We start from the raw sequence: 22,890 nt of genomic DNA on the forward strand, positions 1-22,890 counted from the left end.
TATAATAAGACTGAATCAATTTACAGCTTTGTTACTTTTTCTTTTGTCAGCGATATTTTCTTATCTTTATAAAGTGCACCTAACGCTTTTTTGTAGGTCGCTTTACTCACTTTAAAAACAGCGTAAATAGCTTCTGGAGAAGCTTTATCCGTTAATGGTGTTTCACCACCGTGAGCGTCCAAGTAATCAAGAATGTCGTCAAGAATATTACGGACTTTTTTATAGCCTACCTCTTGGAGACTTAGGTCTATTTTACCGTCTTCACGCATTTGCTTAATAAAACCGACTGTTTTTTCACCTTTACGAAGCTGTCTGAAAGCATCTTCGAAAAACAAAACACCCCAAAAACGGTTATCAATAACGCATTTGAACCCGATATTGGTTTTATCACCAATAATGATAGACACTTTTTCGCCGACTTTATAAGGCGCTTCTTCACGATTTAAAAGCGCATCAACACGCGTTGTCGCGACAATACGATTGGTAATATTGTCTAAATAGATGAAAAGCAAATGTGTTTCGCCCTCTTCCACTCGGTTTTTTTGTTGACTAAAAGGCACTAATAAATCTTTTGGAAGCCCCCAATCAAAAAAGGCACCAACCTGATTTACTGCAATGGCGGTTAATGCGGCAAACTCACCGACTTGCGCCTTTGGAAATTCCGTTGTTGCTATTAATTTATCATCTGAATCTAAATAAACGAATACTTCCACATCTTGGCCTACCGCCAGACCTTTTGGAACATAACGTTTAGGCAATAAGATTTCACCCAATTCATCAGCGTCTAAATACACGCCAAAATCTTTTTCTTTTACGACTCTTAATGTATTTAAGCGCCCAATTTGAGTAGCCATGAATTCTCCGGCAAGCAATTTTTTTCGAACTATACGCACTTCATTTATAAGCGCAACGTTGATACTTAAAAATAGCTAATTAGTCGTTATCTGCTTTCATACAGGTAGCAAACACATCGTCTAATTTCGCTCTTCCAAGTGTTTCCATTTTTTCAATATTTTCATTCGGTATGTCTGATGTATCACCATAAAATTCAATGGCCTTTTCTACACTGGCCTCTCTTAACAAATGCAACATTGGGTAAGGTGATCGATTTGTGTAATTCGATACATCATCGGGCTCCGTACCTGAAAAACAATAATCAGGGTGGAAGGTTGCCAATTGATAGACACCTTCACATTCTTGTTCGAACATTAGATCTTCTGCCATCTCAACAAAATCCAAATAACGATGAAAATCATTAAACAAGGTGGGAAAAACAAGTAATGTAGTTTCCGTCTCGGATTGTTCATCCAACCATTGAACTTCCGCCATTAATTCTTCTAACGCGACATCTATTTTTTTAGAGCGCAACACCATGACGCGAACACTCTCTTTTTCCACTTCACGCTTGGCAAAAGGGCAAACATTGAAACCCACAATAAAGTCTTTTACCCACTTCATTGTCTGGGCAGTCACCAATTCATCCGATAACAACATAACAAGTCTTCTTATCAATATTTTCAGCTATTTTAGAGCAAAGCGAACACAGGGTCTAACTTATCCCATCATCATCTGATGTTTAGATTTCGAAACCTCTGAAAACAAGGTATCATGCGTCTAATACAGTCCATTACAGTGGCTAGACAATTAATTTAGAGTTAATCATTAATTAATTGCGTCATTTATCCCGCTACAGAGAGTTTACATGTCATTTGCCGATTTAGATCTGGATTTCACCATAGAACAAGCCATTAGTGACCTTGGTTTTGAAACTGCAACAGAAATCCAAGAACAAGCCATTCCAATCGCTTTAGATGGTTCAGACCTTCTCGCAACGGCGCCAACGGGCACAGGCAAAACCATCGCCTTTTGCGCACCGGCAATTCAACATATTCTAGACCGTGACGAGCAATCCACAACGGCTCCGAAAGTACTTATTTTAGCACCTAGCCGAGAACTGGCTCGTCAAATTTTTAATGTGGTTGAACAACTAACAAAACATACTCGCATCGAATCGCAATTAATTATTGGTGGCACGCCTTACGGCATGCAACAACAGCAACTCAGTGAAAACTGCGACATTCTAGTGGCAACACCCGGCCGACTAGTTGAATTGGATCAAAAGCAATGGTTGGATTTAACGGATGTTTCCTACTTTGTCATTGATGAAGCTGATCGTATGTTGGATATGGGATTCGTAAACGCCATCAACCTCTTAGCGAATGAATTACCAAAAGAACATCAAACGCTTATGTTTTCCGCTACGTTAGAAGGCGAAAAAATGGGCCGCTTTGCCAGCGCCCTGCTAAACAGTGACACTCAACAGATTCGCCTTGGTGAATCTTCTCGTACTGTCCCAAGCCAAATTCGACAAATCGCCTATCGTGTAGACAGTGAAGAACACAAAGAAGCTGTATTGAAACACCTACTAACCCAAGAACGTGTTCAACAAGCGGTGTTATTCGTCTCTAACCGTGAGCATGTAGACATTTGGGTGCAACGTGTTCGCAATATGAATTTAATGTGTGATGGCTTGCATGGCGAAATGAAACAAGGCGACCGAAGCGAACACATGAAACAAATGAAGCGTGGACGCTTGCAAGTATTGGTCGCAACCGATGTTGCCTCTCGTGGCATCGATTTACCAGAAATCAACACCGTCATTAACTTACGCCTTCCTCGTAAAGCCGATTCTTACATTCACCGTGCAGGTCGTGCGTCTCGTGAAGGTGCTCCAGGTGATTGCATTTCGCTAATCGATGTTAATGATCTTCCTATGATCGAGAAAATCCAACGATTCATGCAAGCCAATATCAAATTTGGTCGGATTGAAGGGTTAGAAGCAAAAACCAAAGCGCGCTCACCAAGCGCAAAGAAAACCAAAAAGAGAAAACCAATAGATAAAAAAGCCATCGCAGGCGCAGTTAAAGCGAAAAAAGCAGCGGCAAAAAAATAACCGCAGCACTTAGCTTCAACACAATCAAAAAAGGCGCTTTACCTCACCTTATTAAGTGAGTTAAAGCGCCTTTTTTACAATCTAACCAAACATCTAGTCTTTTACTAAATCAAACGTCAAGGTATGAAACTTACGTTTCGCCTTGGTTTCTAAATATTGCCGATTGTATTTATGAACATGCACTTTCGTCGGTACGATTTTGTCAATATTAATGCCATGCTCTTCAAGCTGTTTTGCTTTATCGGGATTGTTGGTAAGCAGTCGAATACGGGTCACGCCTAAGGCTTTTAACATATCGGCAGCGATTCCAAAATCTCGGTCATCTTCTGGTAAATGAAGCATTTCATTCGCTTGATAAGTGTCATAGCCTTGATCTTGCAAAGCGTAAGCATCTAGTTTTGCATACAAGCCTATTCCACGACCTTCTTGACGCAAATACAGAATGTAGCCACCCTCTTCATTAATACGGTCGATGGCTTCATCTAATTGCTCACCACAATCACAACGGCCAGAGCCAAATACGTCACCCGTCAAACACTCTGAATGCAATCGAACCAATGGAACAAGTTGATCGTTAGACTCTTTTTTTCCCTCAAAAGAAATACCAATATGTTCTTTGCCCGAGTCATCGCCATCGAAGGAAATAAACTCAGCCATTACGTCGCCCGCTCTCATGGGAATCATTACTCGACGCTTTACTGTTAAATTACTCATATATCTCTCTTTCTTAGGGATCTTTACTTAAGCTATCGGTCATTAATTAGGTCATAAAATAATAATTCAATAGCTTGTTATATAGTAACGTTATTTATTAAGTAAATGCTTTAACGGCAAAGCTGTACTTTCTTTGACACTTCGCAATAAAAAACTGGATTGCACACCGGTTACACCAGGGATACGAGTCAGTTTTCCTAATAGAAAATCATGGTAAGTTTCCATATCCTCCACCACAACTTCTAATAAATAGTCACAATTTTGACCTGTCACCAAATTGCAGTTTCTGACTTCTGGAAACTCATTCACTTCGTCTTCAAAAACACTAAACCGATCAGGCGTATGCCTATCCATACTAATTTGAAGAAATGCCGTTAGCTTTAAACCTAAACTAGAGCGTTTTAAAATCGTTACTTTACGATCAATCACTCCACTTTCCTCCAACACCTTCACTCTTCGCAAACAAGGCGATGCGGAAAGACCAACCCGATCAGCTAACTCCTGATTCGTTAAGCTAGAATCTTGCTGTAACTCTCGCAATATATTTAGATCAATCTTGTCAAAACTCATACCTACAGCCTTTAATTACTAAAATATCTTGCTAATACGCAATATAATGCCATACAAAATGGTTTTTTCATAAAAAACGCAATCTTTTACTCAAAAAAATTCGTTATGATAGAGACACAGCAAAGCACTTACTTCTAACCCCTGATGATAAGTGCATCAATATTAAAAATTAGAGCTTATCCGCTCTCACACTAAAAAGGGAAAGATCATGACATCTTTTGACCAAACTGCCTTTAATCATAAGAAATATACGCCATTTAAATCTGTCGATATTAAAAATCGAACTTGGCCAGACCAAGAAATCACGACTGCACCAATCTGGTCTAGTGTGGATCTGCGTGATGGCAACCAAGCTTTGGTTGAACCTATGACAGTGGAACAAAAGAAACAATTCTTCGCCCTACTTGTTGATGTTGGCTTTAAAGAAATTGAAGTCGGATTTCCTGCGGCTTCTCAACTAGATTTTGACTTTGTACGTTGGTTGATTGAAGAAGAGCAAGTACCAGACGATGTTTATATCCAAGTATTGACTCAGGCTCGTCCAGAATTGATCGCTCGAACTTATGAATCATTGAAAGGGGCTAAAAAAGCCATCGTCCATGTTTACAATTCAACGTCTAAAACACAACGTGAGCAAGTTTTTCGCTTAGACAAAGACGGCATCAAAGACATCGCAGTAAAAGGCGCTCAGTGTGTTAAAGAACACGCCGCGAAACACCCTGAAACAGAATGGGTTTTCCAATATTCACCTGAAAGTTTTACTGGCACGGAGATCGATTACGCGGTTGACGTCGTGGATGCTGTCGCTGACGTTTGGCAACCAACCCCAGAAAATAAGATCATCATTAATCTACCGGCAACGGTTGAGGTCGCAACACCTAATCGCTTTGCTGACCAAATTGAATACTTCTGTCGTAACGTAAAACAGCGTGACAGCATGATCATCAGCTTACACACACACAATGACCGTGGTTGTGGTGTTGCAGCAGCAGAGCTTGGCTTGATGGCTGGCGCTGATCGTATTGAAGGTACATTGCTTGGTAATGGCGAACGCACCGGTAACATGGACGTAGTGACTATGGCTATGAATATGTACAGCCAAGGTATTGATCCAAAATTAGCATTAGGCGACATGGATCGTATTATCAGTGTTGTTCAAGCTTGCACCTTGCTACAAGTTCACCCTCGCCACCCATACGCAGGTGAATTGGTCTTCACGGCTTTCTCTGGCTCTCACCAAGACGCCATTAAGAAATGTTTGGCAAACCAAACAGACGACAAACCTTGGGATGTGGCTTACTTACCAATCGACCCTCGTGATGTTGGCCGTAGTTACCAAGAAGTTATTCGTGTAAACAGCCAATCCGGTAAAGGCGGTGTCGCTTATACTCTTGAGCAAGAATACGGTTTAGCCTTGCCTCGCTGGTTGCAAGTTGAATTCAGCCCAATGGTTCAGCAATATGCCGAACAAGACGGCGGTGTGGTTGACGCTGAATCCATGAAAAAATTGTTTGAAGAAAGCTTCATGACTGGTGCAATCCCGTTCAAATTAGGTAAGTACGACCTAACCAAAGACGATGTTGATACTGTGAATGCTCAGCTTATAAGCAACAACGACAAGGTTAGTATTACAGGTAACGGCAACGGTGCTTTGTCAGCGTTTAGTGAAGCATTAGGCAAACATTTTGATATGCGCATCGATATTATCCAATATCAAGAACACGCATTAACGGTTGGTAGTGACTCACAGGCTATTGCTTATGTTCAAGCCAATATCAATGGTGATCGATTCAACGGTGTGGCGATTGATAACGATATTGTTTCAGCTTCAATTCAAGCTTTATTAGCAACGGTTAACCAAAAAATCACACAGAGCTAGCCGTGGAAATTGAAAAGTAGCAAAAAGCCGAGAATCTATGATTCTCGGCTTTTTAATTTGTCGTTTAATAATGGGTACTTGGTATTCTGAAGCGTTTCTTAAAAAAAGAATCAAGAACGATAAATTACCTTATTACGGCCTGTTGCTTTGGCTTCATATAAGGCGTCATCTGCACGCTTTAATAGTGTTTCTTTATTCTCTTTATTGCCTGTAAATAGAGCAACACCAATACTTGTTGTTATAGGGATTTCTCGACCTTCATGCACAACGGGATGACTATTGATAACACTTCGATAACGCTCAAAAATAGCCATTACTTCTTCATCAAGAATGTTAGCTACTATGATACCAAACTCCTCTCCGCCCAAACGCCCAATGATATCACCCTCCCTTAAAATGGATTTAATTCGATTGGCAACATCGACCAAAACGGCGTCGCCGCCATCATGACCAAAGGTATCGTTCACGTTTTTGAATTTATCTAAATCAAAAATGGCGCATGCGATGTGCTTACCGTATCGACGAGTTAATGTCATTTCTCTTTCTAGCATCACCTCGAAAGCGCGACGGTTAGCAACACCGGTTAAATGATCGGTAGAAGCTAATTCTTCTAATACTTTGTTAGACTCAACCAAACGACGCCTCATGTCGGCAATACGCTGCATTGCCAACATTTTTGCAGATAACACTTTCTGGCTAATCGGCTTAATTAAATAATCATCACCACCAGCCATAATTCCATCTTCTACATCGTCTTCTTCCGCACTAGCACTTAGAAAAATAACGGGGATCCATTCTTGTTTTTGATCTGCTTGTGCTTTTCTAATCGCCTTAACTGCTTCAAAACCGTCCATCTGTGGCATTTGCACATCCATCAAGACTAAATCTAAATCTTGAGAATGACGCATAAATTGATCTATGGCTTCCTGTCCGTTATTTGCCTCTATCACCTTATAACCGAGCTTAGTAAGATGAAGCTTTAATAATAAGCGATCTGTATTTGTATCATCTACAATCAAGACTTTCATAATTCAGCCACTATTTTTTTAAGATCATTTTTTACATCATAATACATCGCTGCTAGCTCCGGTATTTTCTCATCTAATTTAGGAACATGTCCCTGACGACTTTCTAATTCAAGCTCAGTAGCCATCAAAGATAAAGTCATCGCCCCCACACTTTGACTGATCGATTTCAAACTGTGTGACAGCCTTGAAACACTATTATTATCTGGCTCATCAGGTGAACTTAGCATCGCTTCGAAAGTCGAGATAATAGTATCGGCATCTTCAAAGAAAGCCGCTAGCAACAAACGAAAGTCTTCACCTAAAACGACTTTTAACTCATCAAGAACAGATACATCAACAACAATGTCAGATTGAACATCAAAAACAGATGAAACCTTCAAATTTGAAAGTTCTGGCTCTGGTTCTGGTTCTGGCTCTGGCTCAAATACAATTGGCTTTATTGTCGTCATTTTCGCTTCTTTTTTATCTATCATTAGATGCTTATTAGGTAGCCATTCTTCCAATGTTTTTCTGAACTCTTGCTGCTTAAAAGGTTTTGGTATTAAGCCATCACCACCAGCTCGAAATACTTCGGTTAAGGTTTCTTTCATAATATCCGCAGTCAAAGCTAATATTGGAACTCGCTTGTTTGGATCACTTTTCTCAGACTGTCTAATACGTCGCATCGCAACAAAACCATCCATTACTGGCATATGCAAGTCCATAAAAATAAGGTCGGGTTGATGTGTCTCCCACATTTCTACGCCAACAGCACCGTTTTCAGCTTCGATAACGTCAAAACCCATTCGAGCTAAAATCCCACAAGCAACGGCTATGTTAGTTTCCATATCATCAACAACTAATATTAAACCTCTTTTTTCACCATCATGTTGAATATAACGACTGTCCTCGATTTCATTTTCTATTGAGTTCGATTCTGAGTAGGTAACTTGATGTCCTAGTAAATGAGAAGTCATAGCTGACACTAAAGCTTTTTTAAGTGTTATGCCAAACATAGGTTTAGCAATGCACACATTAATTCCTGCTTCTGATAGCTCCTTTCTAGGTAACAAGCCTGCAGACGATGTCATAACGATGATTGGCTCATTTATTGAACCACTCATTTCTCTAATTAAACTGGATAGCATTAAACCATCTAATTCCGGCATCATATAATCCACCACAATAATTTGGTAAGGACTACCTGCTTCCCAAGCATTTTTAATACAAGACAATGCATCAACTGAACTAATCTCTACATCCGCATCTATGTCACAGGACTTCAGTTGATTTCTTAAAATAAGCAGATTGGTTTCGTTATCATCAATAACCAGCACTTTTTTTCCAGTCAACACACCTTCATCTACAATTCCTTCTATATAAGGCATTGCATGACTTTCTGGGAAATTAAGCGACACTGAAAATGAAGAACCTACACCAAGCTCACTAGTTAATGAAATGTCACCGTGCATCAACCCAATTAATTCTTTTGTAATCGCCAAGCCTAAACCTGTACCACCAAACTTGCGAGTGGTAGAGCTATCAGCTTGAACAAATGCACTGAATAAATAAGGCTGAACATCCTTAGCAATACCGACACCTGTGTCTGATACATCCATAACAATTGATACAATCCCTTTTTTATCTACAGAGCCTTTTATAGAGATTAGAACATGACCAAAGTGAGTAAACTTAATGGCATTGCTAATTAAGTTCGTTAAGATTTGCTTGATACGAAAAGCATCACCGACAAGAAAACGAGGACAACTCTCATCATACTCGATCAATAAATCAACACCTTTTTCTTCTGCCTTCAATACTAAGATACGAGTAACATCATAAAGAGTCTTTTCTAAATTAAAGTCTTCTCGTTCTATGGAAAGATGACCAGCCTCTATTTTAGAAAAGTCCAAAATGCCATTAATTAGCTCTAAAAGCCCTTCACCGGATTCAGTTAATACATGCAGCTGTTGTTTTTGCTCGTGATCTAAATTTGTTCCAGATAGCAGTTCTGCCATTCCAAGAACACCGTTTAACGGCGTTCTAATCTCATGACTCATTGTGGCTAAGAAATCACTTTTTGACTTGCTGGCCGCGAGGGCTTGCTCACTAGCCGCGCGCAATACTCCCTCTGTTTCTTTACGCGAAGTAACATCCATATTGACGCCTATCAGCCGGGAAGGACGCCCTTCTTCGTCAAAAACAATCGTTGCATTAGATTTTAAATAACGTGTTTGCCCATCTTTTCGTATAATTCTAAAATCGACATCTAATTCGTAGGTCGTATGATATGTATTCTCTTTATTCTTAATTGGCATTCTACCGTTCCTGACACTTGTCAGAATACCTTCTATTCGCTCTTGATCTTCCTTGAAAACACAATCTTTCCAAACTTGATAAGGGGCACTGCGCTCTTCTTTTGTGAACCCATATAGCCGGTACATCCAATCATCCCAATGGAGAGCATTTTCCTTTATATCTAACTCCCAGACACCAATACCTGCCGAATCCGTTGCAATGGATAAACGAAGGTTGGTATCTATCATTTTTTGCTCAGCAATCAATCGCTCACTCACATCACGCACATGTCCAATATACCCTCCGAAGCCTCCGTTAGGTGTTTTGATCATATTACCAATCGTTTCAGAGTGAAAAATTTTGCCTTGGCTATTTTTATAACTCACTCTGTAACGATTTAAGATATCTTTAGTCGTACCGTTGTAGGCTGCTCCTTTTTCAACAAAATCACTCTCTTCTGCATAAAGCATTTGAGTTGTTTTGCCTACAACTTCGTTTAATTGATAACCAAACAATTTAGTAAAAGCAGGGTTTACCATTTTAATATCGCGGTTAATGCCAACTAAGACAATGGCTTCAGGCGCATTAATAAACAATAACTCAAACAAAGCTTTTTGTTCGATTAAGGCATTTTCAGCTTGAATTTGCTCAGTTTTATCTTGAAATGAGATAACGACGCCTTCCACAATACCGACTTCTGAATGCATTACGACGCAAGCATATTCGCAGACAAAAGCAACGCCGCTTTTTCTACAAAAGCGTTCACCTCGAGCCCAATAATCTTCACCATCTAATAAACTTTTTTGTATTGGGTTCAACTCTAATGAAAATATCTGACCTTCTTTATCCTGGTGAGAAACCAGCTCAACGAAGTTATAACCAAGCAACTCCTCTACAGAATACTCTAGAATATGAGAAGCGGCCGAATTGGCAAAAGTAATATTGCCACTCACATCAACCCTCAATATGCCTTCATGTACCGCTTCCAAAATCAGATGCTGTTGCTTTGCTGCAACCTTGAGGTTTGTTTCATCTTGGTATTGAGTGATTTCATTACCAACCCATTGAGAAAGCAGTTTCATTATTTCGTAGTCATCATCACCAAACGCCTGATTTTTGGGGTTGGGGCTAGAAAAATTCAATGTTCCCCAACGCTTTCCACTAACATAAATGACAATGCCAATATAAGCTTCCAAACCAAATGCTTTGTAACAAGGGTGCTCTTTAATATCGCTGATCGCAGTATGAGAATAAGATGTCGGTAAATCACTCTTGAGCGTATGGCTACAATAGGTACTACCTAAATCAAACTTTGCTCCTGAAAGATTCTCGCCATCAAGCACATAACTGTATTCAATATGGTAGTCTTCGCCTTCAATTCGACTAATTAAACCAATAGGCAAGGAAAACTGCTCCACTCCAATCTGTAAAATATTTTCTAGCTTTTCATCTAACCCTAAATCAAGATTAGCGGTAACTTCATGCAATCGTTTCAGGGTAGTCAAAGTACGTTGCTGAGAAGTAACATCCTGCATGTACAAATACAGCCCAGTTATTTCCCCATCCACCACTCGTGGAACATATAAAGCATCAATAAATTGCAATTCACCTTTAGAACCTTGCTCTAAGACGTATTGAAAATTAGCCGTAACACCTGACAAAGCCTTTTCGACATGTCTTTTAGTCGTCTCACAAATTTCTGCAGGTATGACATCTTTTACATATTTTCCAATAATGTCTTTTTTTGACAATGAAAAACGTTGGGCATAAGCCTCGTTTATAAATTCATAACGAAGATCTTGACTCACTAATGCGATATAAATCGGAATATTATTGTTTAATCTCAGAAGATCTGTATGGCTAACTTGACTTAATTCATCGATGCTTTCTGACAAGGCTTTAGATGTGTGTATTTGCAGACCTTTTACTGAAGTCTCAGGTGCATGCAAACATGTTAAGAGATCAGCCGCAGGAGAAAGTAATGCAGAGAACATATCAACCAGAGAAGAAAGGTGCTTTTCTAGTTCTATATGATCTAATTGATAAGTGTGGTTACTCACAAAAACCAAACAAGCCTCAACATTAGGTAAAGGCTCAATAATACAGCTTGTTAATGCAGGTTTTCCTGATAGAAAAAGTGGTTCTAAAGAAGGGACTTCAGTATTAAAATATCGTGCAGCCGGTAATAAATGCAACCGTAAAAATGCATCAGATAACTCTTCTGATGAAATGCCATCGATTTCACCAGAAAGAACAACCGTTTCGTCCTTAAAAATCAAACCGACACAAGGCATTCCTAAAAGAGATCGTGCAACCTCTAAAGATGCATCTAAACCTTTCATTTGTTTACTCTTCTTATTGGTTTTTTGAAAATGCTGTAGAAAAACCTCTATTTCAGAGACTTTAATCTACTAAGGCATAGTATAAAACATAACAGAAAAGTAAAAATTTACGTTATAAAACACGGATATTTATCAAAATAACTCATCCATAAGAATACAATCGTTTGTTTCATTACGACTTGCCTTCACCTTATCAATAACCTTTTGAGCCATTTCTTTCTGACTAGAACTGATGTACTTAGAATCAACCGTTTTTTCTGCCTTCTCAATATACGAATTCAACTTAGGTGTACAGTAATCGTCAATAGCAAAAGCATTGGTAGAGGTTAATGCAGTAAGACTAGTAAAAAAAACAACTGACAAGGATAATTTGAACGACATAAGGCTTTCCTAAATAGTATTTTAAACAATGAGATATTTAGAAAAATTAGACCATAGGCCAACACAAAATCAAACCCAAAGAACGGTCAACTTCATATTTTTACACCCAAACGACACAACGAATAATAAAAATGACCAAGGCACCGCCTCATCCTTCACTTTTTTACTCATATCTCTGGTACATTTATACGACTATGCGTTTATGGTCTAAATATAAGATCAATAAAAATAATCAACATTAGGAGTGAGTTATGTTATCAGGCAGCTGTTTGTGCGGTGGCGTTCAGTACGAAATACAAAGTGAACTGGGCAATATTATGCAATGCCATTGTCAGAATTGTCGCAAAGCGAACGGAGCGGCTTTTGCTGCCAATGCAGGCGTTCCAACAAAGGCATTTAGTTTATTAAAAGGTGAAGAACTGATAACCGAATACCAATCAACACCGGGTGTCTTTCGTGTATTCTGCCAACGCTGTGCTTCGCCGCTTTATAGTCGCCGACCTAGCATGCCAGATATACTTCGTTTAAGAATTGGCACACTCGACACCAAACTAGACAAAACACCAGCATTTCATATCTTTGTCGGCTCAAAAGCGGAATGGCACAACATCTGTGATGACCTTCCACAGCATGAAGAATTTCCTACCGCTTAATAGAACAAAGCAAAAACAAGGCAGTCAGTAATCTAGTCAAGACATTACTGGCTGTTTTTTAGTGCACCGGTGGACCAACAAACGTAGTAAATAAAGCGGTAACCATGAGGATAGAAACACCAACGCACTTTTCAATTAAAATAGATTTTTGGATCTTTTCCGCACTATTACTTTTTAATACTAGCGGCACAAGGTGCCATTTATGATAGGCCGCAATAGCTAGAATAACAAAAACTAAAGCCAGCTTAATGAGTAACCAGAAAACATAATCTGACGAAAACCAACCTTGCCAGCCGGTTAATACATAACTCAACCATGCACCACAAAGTATTAATAAAAACACCGCATAAGTCGCCAATCGACTAAAGTGATCCAATACATTGCTTGAATCCTTTACTGTCATATTCTTAGTCGCTAACCACAAAGGGAACAATAAACCCAACCACCAAGCAGAGATAAGAACATGGGTGAAAAAAATAAGCTGATAGTACCAAGTCTGTTCTACTGAATGCCCTGCAAGTGAAAACGCATACATCAGAAAAACGACAGCCACTACGAAAATAGATAACGAAAAATCGGAAAATGGCCATAGCGTGTCTTTTCGTTTTTTGCCAAGTAATAACAAAGCAATCAAAACTGACATATAGCCTATCAAATTAACAAAAAGAACACTTCCTGCAGGAGAGCCCCAATAAATGGAAACCATTTCAGGGTCAAACATAGCCAATAGGCCGTCTTCCATTGTTGTACCAACAAGAACGAAGAAATATGCAGCTGATGACAAACCACCAACAAACGCACCAACCAATACATACCATTTGATTTGATCTAGTAATCTGGATTGATGCCGTAATAAATAGAAGGAAAATAAACCGCCAACAACACTTAAAACACCAAAATACATTAACCACCGTGCCAGCAGTTGCGCGACTTCCCAACCCGTTAACGCCATAATACTTCCTTATAATTAAGATAGGCCTATCTAGACGGCCTATCTTCTAACACACCAAATAAATCAATTAGTGCTGCATAAAACCGTATTTTCCTTTAACGGTATGGCCATCTTTGCCCATAGCACGCCATTTGACAAAGTAATTATCTGCTCTTAATTTCGGCAACATGGCTTTAAAAACTTTTGCATCTGGCGCGTTACGGTCAAATTTAACGTCTATTTCTTTTCCTGCATAGTTCTCTACTTTTAAGCTTATCACCTTCATAGGGGCTTCAAAGTGAAGTTCCACTCGCTCTGCTTGTGACATCAACATATCACCATCCCTTGGGTAGGTTTCTTTTATATTTCCATGTGCAACAGCATTGACAGAGAAAATCAAAGATGAAGCCAAAAGCGCGCATTTAAACAGTGTCATAAGAGCATCCTTTATCTAATATAAAATACGAGGTTGTGTTATCGCTCCCTATTGTTTACTTAAAAAGAAATCTGCCTTTTCAGTTAGGTAGCTTAATAAACGAGAAGCATTTTACCTTTTGATGATGGAGATCACAAAAAATCACAAAAAATCACTAAAAAGCAACAGAACCTTTTGTTCATTTTATTGCCTTAGTATCCACAGATAAGACATGTCATAATTCCCTTTAATAACAAACATAAGCGACGAGAGAGATAAGTTTATATGAGCAAACCATACAACGACCTAACCCCAATTGAAGCTGATGTCATTCTTAACAAAGGCACAGAACGTCCATTTACAGGTAAACTTACAGACACAATGGAAGGTGGATTATATGTTTGTCGCCAGTGTGATGCGTCACTCTATACTTCTGAACATAAATTCGTCTCGCATTGTGGCTGGCCAAGCTTTGATGATGAAATAGAAGGTGCAGTAAAGCGCGTTCCTGACGCTGATGGTCGCCGTATAGAGATTGTTTGTGCTAAATGCGAAGGCCATCTTGGACATGTTTTCGAAGGGGAAAGGCTAACAGAAAATAATATTCGCCACTGTGTTAATTCGATCTCAATGAAATTCATAAGAAATGATGCTTAGAAATCGAAATAACCATTTAACGTACTTGTTCTACTATTCTTATTCTAATACAGGATAAGTAAGTTAATGCGTGTCAAAAGAGGACATGGTTATAGCTTAATTTTTTGGTGTGACTCTTTTTGGGTGAAGATGGAATTTTAATTATTTACAAGAGGGGAATTAAGGTGGCATCTCTACCAGCCGCACCTCGGCACACGAATCCATCGCTGTGGCTGCTTCCTTCCGGATCTGACCAGATTAACGATTTATCATTGCGAGGGGACCAGCAGAGACACCATAAAGGAGGCCTGTGACCTTGGAGCGCAATTATACGCAGGAGAATTGAAATATCAACAAGCTTTTCTTACGTTTTTCAAATACTTAGTTTTTTCCTTATTCACCCCCTTCCCTCCAAATAGTTTTTAACAATTTGCGCACCTTCATCATAAATCTGACTTTAGAAATAAATACATAGCATTGGCAAGATACACTCTACTTGCAGTAACATAGTCACAATTAAAACGTTCAATTCCTACGACTTTTAAGTACAACTATCAATTGAAATACGACTAAAGTCGCGATTAAAAAAGAAGGTATCAACATGAGTTTAAAAGAATACGAGAATCTTGCTAAGGGCGATCGTATCGCACTAGACACAATTTTAGCTAATTTGAAAACAGACGATTCAGGTTTGATTGCAGCGATTGCTCAACAACATGATACCGGCGAAGTTTTAATGCTTGCTTACATGAATGAAAAATCCATTCGTGAATCTTTAGAAACAGGACAAGTTTGCTATTGGTCTCGTTCCCGTCAAACTTATTGGCGTAAAGGCGAAAGTTCTGGTCACAGACAATCATTAGTATCAATGTCGTTTGATTGTGATGGTGATTGCATTCTTTTAAAAGTCGATCAGAAAGGCCCTGCTTGCCACACCAATCGTCGCGACTGCTTCTTCTTCGCTGTAGATGGTGACGATGTTGTGATCAGCTCAGAGCCTTCTATCGAAAAGTAATAAAACAGAAAACACACACTTTTCGCGCACAAAAACAGTGCGCGATAAGTAGGAAAACGTACCCTTTTACGCTAACATTACACATCTATCGCACTATTTTTTGCACTGCAACTACAGTTATAAATATTTTTATAGGGATACCCATTAACTTCCTTTGACACAGAATCTGTTACTAAATATTTTTTCTTTTAACGCCTCTGCAAAAATGTTTTTTGATCAAAGAAAGAACAAATCGTAGAAATATGATTACAAAGTTCACCATTCGTGAAAAACCTTACATGGTTTGGTATAAAAATTGCTGTCGTTTATATGACGAATAAACACCATTCATTTTATTGGATTCAAGTATGTTTAATTTTTCTGTTCGCACAAAAATACTTTCTCTTATCGCTCTATTTTCAATCGTAATTGTTGGTATCAGTGTTAGTTCTGCCCTCACCAGTAAATCGGTTTCCTCAGAATTACAAAGCCTCTCTTCTCAAAGCCTTCAGCTCATGAAAAACCTAGAAAAAAGCCGTCAACTATTACTTCAACAATCAGTTGAGTTTGAACGGGGATTTTTTCAGGTATCTATTGCAAAATCTCTCGGTGGATACGGTGTAGAACTAATTACAGAATCTGAAGAAAAATTTAAAACTTATACAGGCGAACTATTTACTAGCATAGAAAATGTTAAGAGCATTTTAGCAACAATGCCAGAGAACGAAGGTTTAGATGGATTATTAGAGCAAATTAACGCTCTTGAACAACAACAAGCAATCTTTTTAGAGGCCAGCACAGTAACTTACAGCTGGTGGGTAAAGCTTAAAACCATGCAAGCAAACCGATCTCGACGTACAGCTGATGAAAGCTTAATTGCCGTTAACCAACAAATGGAAACCATCATTACTTCAATTGATGACTACAACACCAACGTCGCAGCAAATCAAAACAGCAAATTAGATCAAACCATTTATACCAGCGGCGCTATTGCCGCTGTTCTTATTGTTGTTGGGATCTTAGTGAGCCTAATTATCGTCAACGGTATTTGCGCACCTTTAATTAAAGCAGTACGCCGAGCTGAAGAAATTGCATCAGGCCAACTGGTACACTCTCAAATTACCAGTACCCGAAAAGATGAAATTGGTATGCTTGAAGTCGCTATGGATAAATTGGTGATTCAGTTAAGCAGCATCCTACATGACGTTGCAAAGTCCAGTTCCATGCTTACCAGCGCCGCTAATGATTTAAACAGAATCACAGATGAATCCTCAGTTATGGTGGAACGTCAACAAGAAGAAACCAGTTTAATATCTCACGCCATTCAAGAAATACAAGGCACAGCAGTTCATGTATCTGAATCAACAGCAGATGCAAGCCAAGCTGCGCATACCGCTGAAATCGCCGCCAATGAAGGCTCCGCCATTGTCATTAAAACAATTAATAGTATTGAAGCGTTAGCCAATGACATTGCCACATCGGCAGAAACCATGAATCAACTACAATCCAATACAGGTGAAATCAGCAATTTCCTAAATGTTATTCTCAGTATTGCAGATCAGACCAACCTACTTGCTCTTAATGCAGCAATAGAAGCGGCTCGAGCAGGCGAACATGGACGTGGATTCTCTGTGGTTGCAGATGAAGTTCGTCATTTGGCTAAAAATACTCAAGATGCCACACAAGAAATTGAAAAAATGATTGCGCTATTACAAACAGGCACAAGTTCCGCAATGAAAGCGATGACATCTAGCCATCAAAGGTCTACAGAGGCTGTAGACCAAGTTAAGCACGAAGAGGAAGCACTAAACAACATCAACCTGTCAGTCTCTAAAATCCGAGACATGAACGATAGAATTTCGGCCACAGCTGAAGAGCAAGCATCAGTAACGGCCGAAGTAAGTCGTAATGTATCGAACATTACCGATATCTCATCACAAACAACAGATTCCATACATAAGATCAGTAAGTCTGCGGAGCAATTAGCGACCTTGGCAACGCAATTGTCCGCAAAAATCAGCTACTTCAATGTCTAAAGCTGCCATATTCTCCTATAGAAGAATCTTGCTTTAGCGTAAAATAAAAAGGGAAGCTAGTTTGCTTCCCTTTTTTGTCACTAGGAGAAATACATGTGTCGTTGGATGGCCTATCAAGGTGATTCTGTTTACCTTGAATCTTTATTGTTCGAGCAAGAACATTCATTAGTTCATCAAAGTTTAAGTGCTAAAAAATCAGAAGTAACAGTAAACGCAGATGGTTTTGGCCTTGGCTGGTACGACGAAAGAGAAGAGCCTGGCTTATATCACGAAATATTACCGGCCTGGAGTGACTGCAATCTCAAAAGTTTGGCACGACACATTAAAAGCGGCCTTTTTTTTGCTCATGTCAGAGCGTCAACAGGCACAGCGACCAACCGCTCAAACTGTCACCCTTTTAGTTACAAGAATTGGATGTTTATGCATAACGGCCAGATCGGTGGTTATGAATCTTTACGCTGGCAATTGGATCGATTAATTCCAGAACATTTATATGGAGAACGACAAGGAGCAACGGATTCTGAAGTGATCTTCTTATTGATGATTGCGAATGGATTGGAAGAAAATCCAGAGCTTGCGATATCAACCACTTTGATGCAAATCTTGGATCTGATGCAAGAGAAAAACATCTCTGAGCCATTGCGATTTACATCAGTTGTATCAGATGGAAAGGAAATGATTGCCATTCGATTTTCAAGTGATGATCGTGCACCAAGCCTTTATTACAAAGAATTCGAAGATCATATTGTGGTTGGGTCTGAACCTTTAGACTTCTCCCATAAAGAATGGAACTTGGTTCCAGCAGGTCACATAGCCAAGATTAAAAACCATACTTATCAGATTATTCCTTTACCCGACACATTAAAAATGAGCGCCTAAAGAAAGCCCGAATACATTATCTAAATCTCAGTCTTTCAGAGAAACCATCAAATTAAACGTGGTTCTCTCTCTGAAAGAAAAAGGGTCAACGATCATAATGTAGTGACTTTATAAAACCGATTTCGTTTTACTCACCTGCTTCTATCGCCCATAATTGCGTCAAATGACGTCTTTCCAATAATCTAATTTGATAGATTACTGCAAGTAACTCGCCCAATCAGTGGAACCCTAATTCAATGGAAATCAAAGTTAACTTTCTCGACAACCTCAGACTCGAAGCCAAGTTTGACGACTTTACCGTGACTACAGACCAGCCAATTCGCTACAAAGGCGATGGTTCTGCTCCAAGTCCATTTGATTATTTTTTGGCGTCTTCTGCTTTGTGTGCCGCGTATTTTGTAAAAGTCTATTGCAAGGCCCGTGACATCTCAACGGACAACATTCATCTGTCACAAAATAACATTGTCGATCCAGAAGACCGTTACAATCAAATATTTCAAATTCAAGTTGAGCTTCCAGACGACATTTCAGACAAAGATCGCCAAGGTATTTTGCGCTCCATTGATCGTTGTACCGTTAAAAAAGTCGTACAAACAGGCCCAGAATTTAAAATTGAAACCGTTGAAAACCTAGACTCTGACGCCAATGCCATGCTGATGGGACAATCTGATGTCAGCTCAGACGGGGCAAGCACTTTTATATTGGGTAAAGATCTTCCTGTGGAACAAACCATTGCCAATATGACAGGCATGCTGGCTGACCTTGGAATGAAAATTGAGATTTCATCATGGCGCAACATCGTACCGAATGTATGGTCTCTGCATATTCGTGACGCCGTTTCGCCGATGTGTTTCACCAATGGCAAAGGCGCATCGAAAGAAAGCGCCTTGTGCTCCGCTCTTGGCGAATTTATTGAGCGTTTGAACAATAACTTTTTCTACAATGACCAATTTTTTGGCACCGACATCGCCAACAGCGAATTTGTCCATTATCCCAATGAAAAGTGGTTTCCACTGACAGAAGACGACGCCCTACCCAGCGGCATATTAGACGACTACTGTTTAGACATTTATAACCCAGACGAAGAATTGTTCGGCTCGCATTTAATCGACACCAACTCAGGCAATAAAGAACGCGGTATTTGCACCATTCCATATACTCGCCAATCCGATGGCGAAACCGTTTATATTCCATCAAACCTGATTGAAAACCTCTTTTTAAGCAACGGCATGAGCGCAGGGAACAACTTACAAGAAGCGCATGTACAGTGTTTGTCAGAAATTTTTGAACGCGCTGTAAAACGCGAAATCATCCAAGATGAAATTGTTTTACCCGATGTGCCCATGCACGTACTGGAAAAATACCCTAGCATCCTCGCCGGGATTAAAGGCTTAGAAGAACAAGGCTTCCCTATCGTCGTGAAAGACGCATCCCTAGGCGGTCAATTCCCCGTCATGTGTGTCACTTTAATGAACCCAAAAACAGGCGGTGTATTTGCCTCATTTGGCGCGCACCCAAGCCTTGAAGTCGCACTAGAGCGCAGTTTAACGGAATTACTACAAGGCCGTAGTTTCGAAGGCTTAAACGATGTACCAAAGCCAACCTTTAACAGCATGGCCGTCAGCGAACCTGAAAACTTCGTAGAACATTTCATTGACTCTACTGGCGTTATTTCATGGCGCTTCTTTAGTGATAAACACGACTATGAATTCTGTGAATGGGATTTCTCTGGCACCAGTGAAGAAGAAGCAAACAGCTTGTTTGGCATTTTAAAAGACTTAGAAAAAGAAGTGTATGTTGCAGAGTTAACAGATTTAGGCGCCTCAGCTTGCCGTATTCTAGTACCGGATTATTCTGAGATTTACCCTGTTGAAGACCTAGTGTGGGACAACACAAATAAAGCTTTGGATTATCGCGAAGACATATTAAATCTACACTCCTTAAACGACAAACAACTCGCCATGCTAGTCAGCCGTTTAGAAGAAAGCCAACTCGATAACTACACAGACGTCCCGACGCTCATCGGCATTGTATTTGATGACAATACCGTGTGGGGACAACTCACCATCATGGAACTTAAAATCCTGATTTACTTGGCACTCGGTGCACACGAAGACGCCATGGAGTTAGTTGGTGAGTTCCTACAGTTCAACGACAACACCGTCCAACGTGGACTCTTCTATCAAGCTATGAACGCCGTACTGGAAGTCACTTTAGACGAAGAACTGAAACTGGATGACTTCATCCACAACTTCAGCCGCATGTTTGGCAAAGACCTTATGGACAATGTCGTCGGCTCCGTTACAGGCGAGGTACGTTTCTACGGCCTAACCAAAACCAGCATGCAACTTGAAGGCATCGAACCCCATTTACGGTTAATTGAAAGCTACAAGAAACTGCACCAAGCCCGTAAAGAAAACGCGGTAAAATAAGAAAGACGAATTCAATATTTTATCCTTTCATCCATATTAGAGTGAGTGAGTGAATGACATGACACATACAATTTTAGGTACGGCAACCTCAGCAAGTGCAACCAAGGCATTATTATTAGGCTCAGGCGAATTAGGCAAAGAAGTTGCTATTGAATTACAGCGTTTTGGTATCGAAGTCATTGCCGCTGATAGTTACGAAAACGCACCAGCAATGCAAATTGCACATCGTTCACATGTTGTGAGCATGCTAGATGGAAAACGTTTAGAAGACATTATTCGCTTAGAAAAACCTGATTTTATCATTCCTGAAGTAGAAGCCATTGCAACCGATACTTTATTGGAATTGGAGCAACAAGGCTTTAATGTTGTCCCTACTGCCCGTGCTGCAAAATTGACCATGGATAGAGAAGGTATTCGCCGTTTAGCCGCTGAAACCTTAGGTGTAAAAACCTCGCCTTATATTTTTGCCGATACTAAAGCAGAGTATTTACAAGCGGTTAAAGAGATTGGGCTACCTTGTGTGGTGAAACCTGTCATGAGCAGTTCAGGTAAAGGACAAAGTGTTGTAAAAAGCGAAGCAGATTTAGATGCGTCATGGACATACTCTCAAGAAGGCGGTCGTACTGGCGAAGGTCGTATTATCATTGAAGGGTTTGTGCCTTTTGATTATGAAATTACATTATTAACGGTTAGTGCGGTAGATGGCATTCACTTCTGCGCACCGATTGGCCACCGACAAGAAGATGGCGATTACCGCGAATCATGGCAACCACAAGTAATGTCTGAAACAGCATTACAAACAGCACAAGCCATTGCGACAAAGGTCGTCACTGAATTAGGTGGTTTTGGTTTATTTGGCATGGAGTTTTTTGTAAAAGGCGATGACGTGTATTTCAGTGAAGTGTCACCTCGTCCTCACGATACGGGTTTAGTTACCTTAATTTCACAGGACTTATCTGAATTTGCGCTGCATGTGCGCGCTATTTTAGGCTTCCCTATCGGTAACATCACGCAATACGGCCCTTCTGCTTCTAGTGTTATTTTAGGCAATGGCACATCACAAGATATCCGATTTGAGCATGTCGCCAATGCGCTAGGGAAAGTAGCAGGTTCACAAATACGTTTATTTGCAAAACCCAATATTAACGGCGGTCGTCGTTTAGGTGTCGCCATTGCTCGTGGTGAAAACATTGAACAAGCGATTGATAATGCGAAATCAGTCAGTGATACGGTAAATATTATTTATTAACGCTTACATAAGCGGAAAATTATAGTTGGCTAAAATGTTTGAGGAACGAAAAACAGCCAACTGTTATTTTTCCGTTTGATGTTCTTGTTAGGTATTTAGTGCTCATTACCTGCGTAAACCCACATAGGCTCAGTATTACCAGCACGCTCGAAACCAAGTCGTTTATAAAATTCAATAGCTTCACCATCAGCAGTTAACATTTGTTGATGAAAACCATTATATTTCGTTTGAAAGGTTTCCATCATTTTACGCCCGACACCTTTCCCATGAAATTCTGGATGGACAAGCATATGAGGATAATAAACAACCAAATGCCCGTCAGAAATAGCATTACCAATACCAATTAATTTACCACTCAATCTAGCAGTAACAAGTGAGTGCGAGTTTGTTAATGCAGCCATTAACTCTTTAGGCTTTTCAGCAGATGACCACTTGTTAGCTTTGTATAAAGCGATAACTTCAGCTTCACTTATATTTTTATCGAATGTTACTTTAAGGCTCATTATTTATTCAAATCCTTT

At 39.8% G+C, this 22,890-nt stretch carries 19 protein-coding genes and 1 other RNA gene; 9 read left to right on the forward strand and 11 right to left on the reverse strand.

The genetic code is table 11. The features are described from left to right. Positions 1-20: 20 nt before the first annotated feature. Positions 21-854 carry a CvfB family protein gene (locus MUS1_RS05580; protein ID WP_036159989.1) on the reverse strand — a complete coding sequence of 278 codons (834 nt, stop codon included), beginning with the start codon at positions 852-854 and terminating at the stop codon, positions 21-23. Positions 855-933: 79 nt separating this feature from the next. Further along, positions 934-1,494: a DUF1415 domain-containing protein gene (locus MUS1_RS05585; RefSeq protein ID WP_036159990.1), complete on the reverse strand. Its 561-nt coding sequence runs from the start codon at positions 1,492-1,494 to the stop codon at positions 934-936. 208 nt (positions 1,495-1,702) lie between these two features. On the opposite strand from MUS1_RS05585, the gene MUS1_RS05590 reads away from it, so the two are divergent. Then, entirely contained in the window at positions 1,703-2,953 is a 1,251-nt protein-coding gene (locus MUS1_RS05590; RefSeq protein WP_051436129.1) for a DEAD/DEAH box helicase, read from the forward strand. Positions 2,954-3,046: 93 nt separating this feature from the next. Here the strand turns inward: MUS1_RS05590 and ribA are convergent, their stop codons facing one another. Further along, positions 3,047-3,667, reverse strand: coding sequence for a GTP cyclohydrolase II (gene ribA / locus MUS1_RS05595; RefSeq protein WP_036159992.1), 621 nt, complete (start codon positions 3,665-3,667; stop codon positions 3,047-3,049). 90 nt (positions 3,668-3,757) lie between these two features. Beyond that, positions 3,758-4,237, reverse strand: a complete 480-nt coding sequence (locus tag MUS1_RS05600; RefSeq protein ID WP_036159994.1) for an Lrp/AsnC family transcriptional regulator — start codon at positions 4,235-4,237, stop codon at positions 3,758-3,760. A gap of 208 nt (positions 4,238-4,445) precedes the next feature. On the opposite strand from MUS1_RS05600, the gene leuA reads away from it, so the two are divergent. After that, positions 4,446-6,116, forward strand: coding sequence for a 2-isopropylmalate synthase (gene leuA / locus MUS1_RS05605; protein WP_036159996.1), 1,671 nt, complete (start codon positions 4,446-4,448; stop codon positions 6,114-6,116). A 110-nt stretch (positions 6,117-6,226) separates the two neighbouring features. Here the strand turns inward: leuA and MUS1_RS05610 are convergent, their stop codons facing one another. The 3 genes from MUS1_RS05610 to MUS1_RS05620 form a co-directional block, all read right to left on the reverse strand. Next, on the reverse strand, positions 6,227-7,144 hold the full coding sequence (locus tag MUS1_RS05610) for a GGDEF domain-containing response regulator (protein ID WP_036159998.1): 918 nt from the start codon (positions 7,142-7,144) through the stop codon (positions 6,227-6,229). Beyond that, positions 7,141-11,763, reverse strand: coding sequence for a PAS domain S-box protein (locus MUS1_RS05615; RefSeq protein ID WP_036160000.1), 4,623 nt, complete (start codon positions 11,761-11,763; stop codon positions 7,141-7,143). The genes MUS1_RS05610 and MUS1_RS05615 overlap by 4 nt, the downstream gene beginning before the upstream one ends. Positions 11,764-11,895: 132 nt before the next feature. Then, entirely contained in the window at positions 11,896-12,144 is a 249-nt protein-coding gene (locus MUS1_RS05620) for a hypothetical protein (protein ID WP_036160002.1), read from the reverse strand. A gap of 251 nt (positions 12,145-12,395) precedes the next feature. On the opposite strand from MUS1_RS05620, the gene MUS1_RS05625 reads away from it, so the two are divergent. Continuing rightward, complete coding sequence (locus MUS1_RS05625) at positions 12,396-12,797, forward strand: GFA family protein (RefSeq protein WP_036160004.1); 402 nt, start codon at positions 12,396-12,398, stop codon at positions 12,795-12,797. A gap of 58 nt (positions 12,798-12,855) precedes the next feature. Here the strand turns inward: MUS1_RS05625 and MUS1_RS05630 are convergent, their stop codons facing one another. After that, on the reverse strand, positions 12,856-13,749 hold the full coding sequence (locus tag MUS1_RS05630; RefSeq protein ID WP_036160006.1) for a copper resistance D family protein: 894 nt from the start codon (positions 13,747-13,749) through the stop codon (positions 12,856-12,858). Positions 13,750-13,816: 67 nt separating this feature from the next. Further along, on the reverse strand, positions 13,817-14,164 hold the full coding sequence (locus MUS1_RS05635; RefSeq protein ID WP_036160007.1) for a copper resistance CopC family protein: 348 nt from the start codon (positions 14,162-14,164) through the stop codon (positions 13,817-13,819). Between the two features lie 264 nt (positions 14,165-14,428). Here MUS1_RS05635 and MUS1_RS05640 point away from each other — a divergent pair, with 264 nt between their 5' ends. Beyond that, positions 14,429-14,800 carry a methionine-R-sulfoxide reductase gene (locus MUS1_RS05640; RefSeq protein WP_036160009.1) on the forward strand — a complete coding sequence of 124 codons (372 nt, stop codon included), beginning with the start codon at positions 14,429-14,431 and terminating at the stop codon, positions 14,798-14,800. Positions 14,801-14,971: 171 nt separating this feature from the next. Here MUS1_RS05640 and ffs read toward each other — a convergent pair. Continuing rightward, positions 14,972-15,068: signal recognition particle sRNA small type (gene ffs / locus MUS1_RS15860), an RNA gene on the reverse strand. 312 nt (positions 15,069-15,380) lie between these two features. Between ffs and hisI the strand changes: the two genes are divergently transcribed. The 5 genes from hisI to purT all read left to right on the forward strand — a co-directional run bounded on the left by hisI (position 15,381) and on the right by purT (position 22,369). Next, on the forward strand, positions 15,381-15,794 hold the full coding sequence (gene hisI / locus MUS1_RS05645; RefSeq protein WP_036160011.1) for a phosphoribosyl-AMP cyclohydrolase: 414 nt from the start codon (positions 15,381-15,383) through the stop codon (positions 15,792-15,794). 347 nt (positions 15,795-16,141) lie between these two features. Further along, complete coding sequence (locus tag MUS1_RS05650) at positions 16,142-17,809, forward strand: methyl-accepting chemotaxis protein (protein ID WP_036160012.1); 1,668 nt, start codon at positions 16,142-16,144, stop codon at positions 17,807-17,809. A gap of 93 nt (positions 17,810-17,902) precedes the next feature. Next, the gene (locus tag MUS1_RS05655; RefSeq protein ID WP_036160015.1) at positions 17,903-18,688 is read left to right on the forward strand and encodes a class II glutamine amidotransferase; all 786 of its coding nucleotides are present in this window, start codon (positions 17,903-17,905) and stop codon (positions 18,686-18,688) included. A 236-nt stretch (positions 18,689-18,924) separates the two neighbouring features. Then, complete coding sequence (locus MUS1_RS05660; RefSeq protein ID WP_036160016.1) at positions 18,925-21,120, forward strand: OsmC domain/YcaO domain-containing protein; 2,196 nt, start codon at positions 18,925-18,927, stop codon at positions 21,118-21,120. Between the two features lie 58 nt (positions 21,121-21,178). Continuing rightward, a complete protein-coding gene (purT, locus tag MUS1_RS05665; protein WP_211236430.1) occupies positions 21,179-22,369 on the forward strand; it encodes a formate-dependent phosphoribosylglycinamide formyltransferase in 1,191 nt (396 codons plus the stop codon). Positions 22,370-22,464: 95 nt separating this feature from the next. Here purT and MUS1_RS05670 read toward each other — a convergent pair whose 3' ends face one another. Continuing rightward, positions 22,465-22,872: a GNAT family N-acetyltransferase gene (locus MUS1_RS05670; protein ID WP_036160019.1), complete on the reverse strand. Its 408-nt coding sequence runs from the start codon at positions 22,870-22,872 to the stop codon at positions 22,465-22,467. Between the last annotated feature and the right edge of the window lie 18 nt (positions 22,873-22,890).

This window comes from Marinomonas ushuaiensis DSM 15871 (assembly GCF_000521805.1).
GTDB lineage: Bacteria > Pseudomonadota > Gammaproteobacteria > Pseudomonadales > Marinomonadaceae > Marinomonas > Marinomonas ushuaiensis.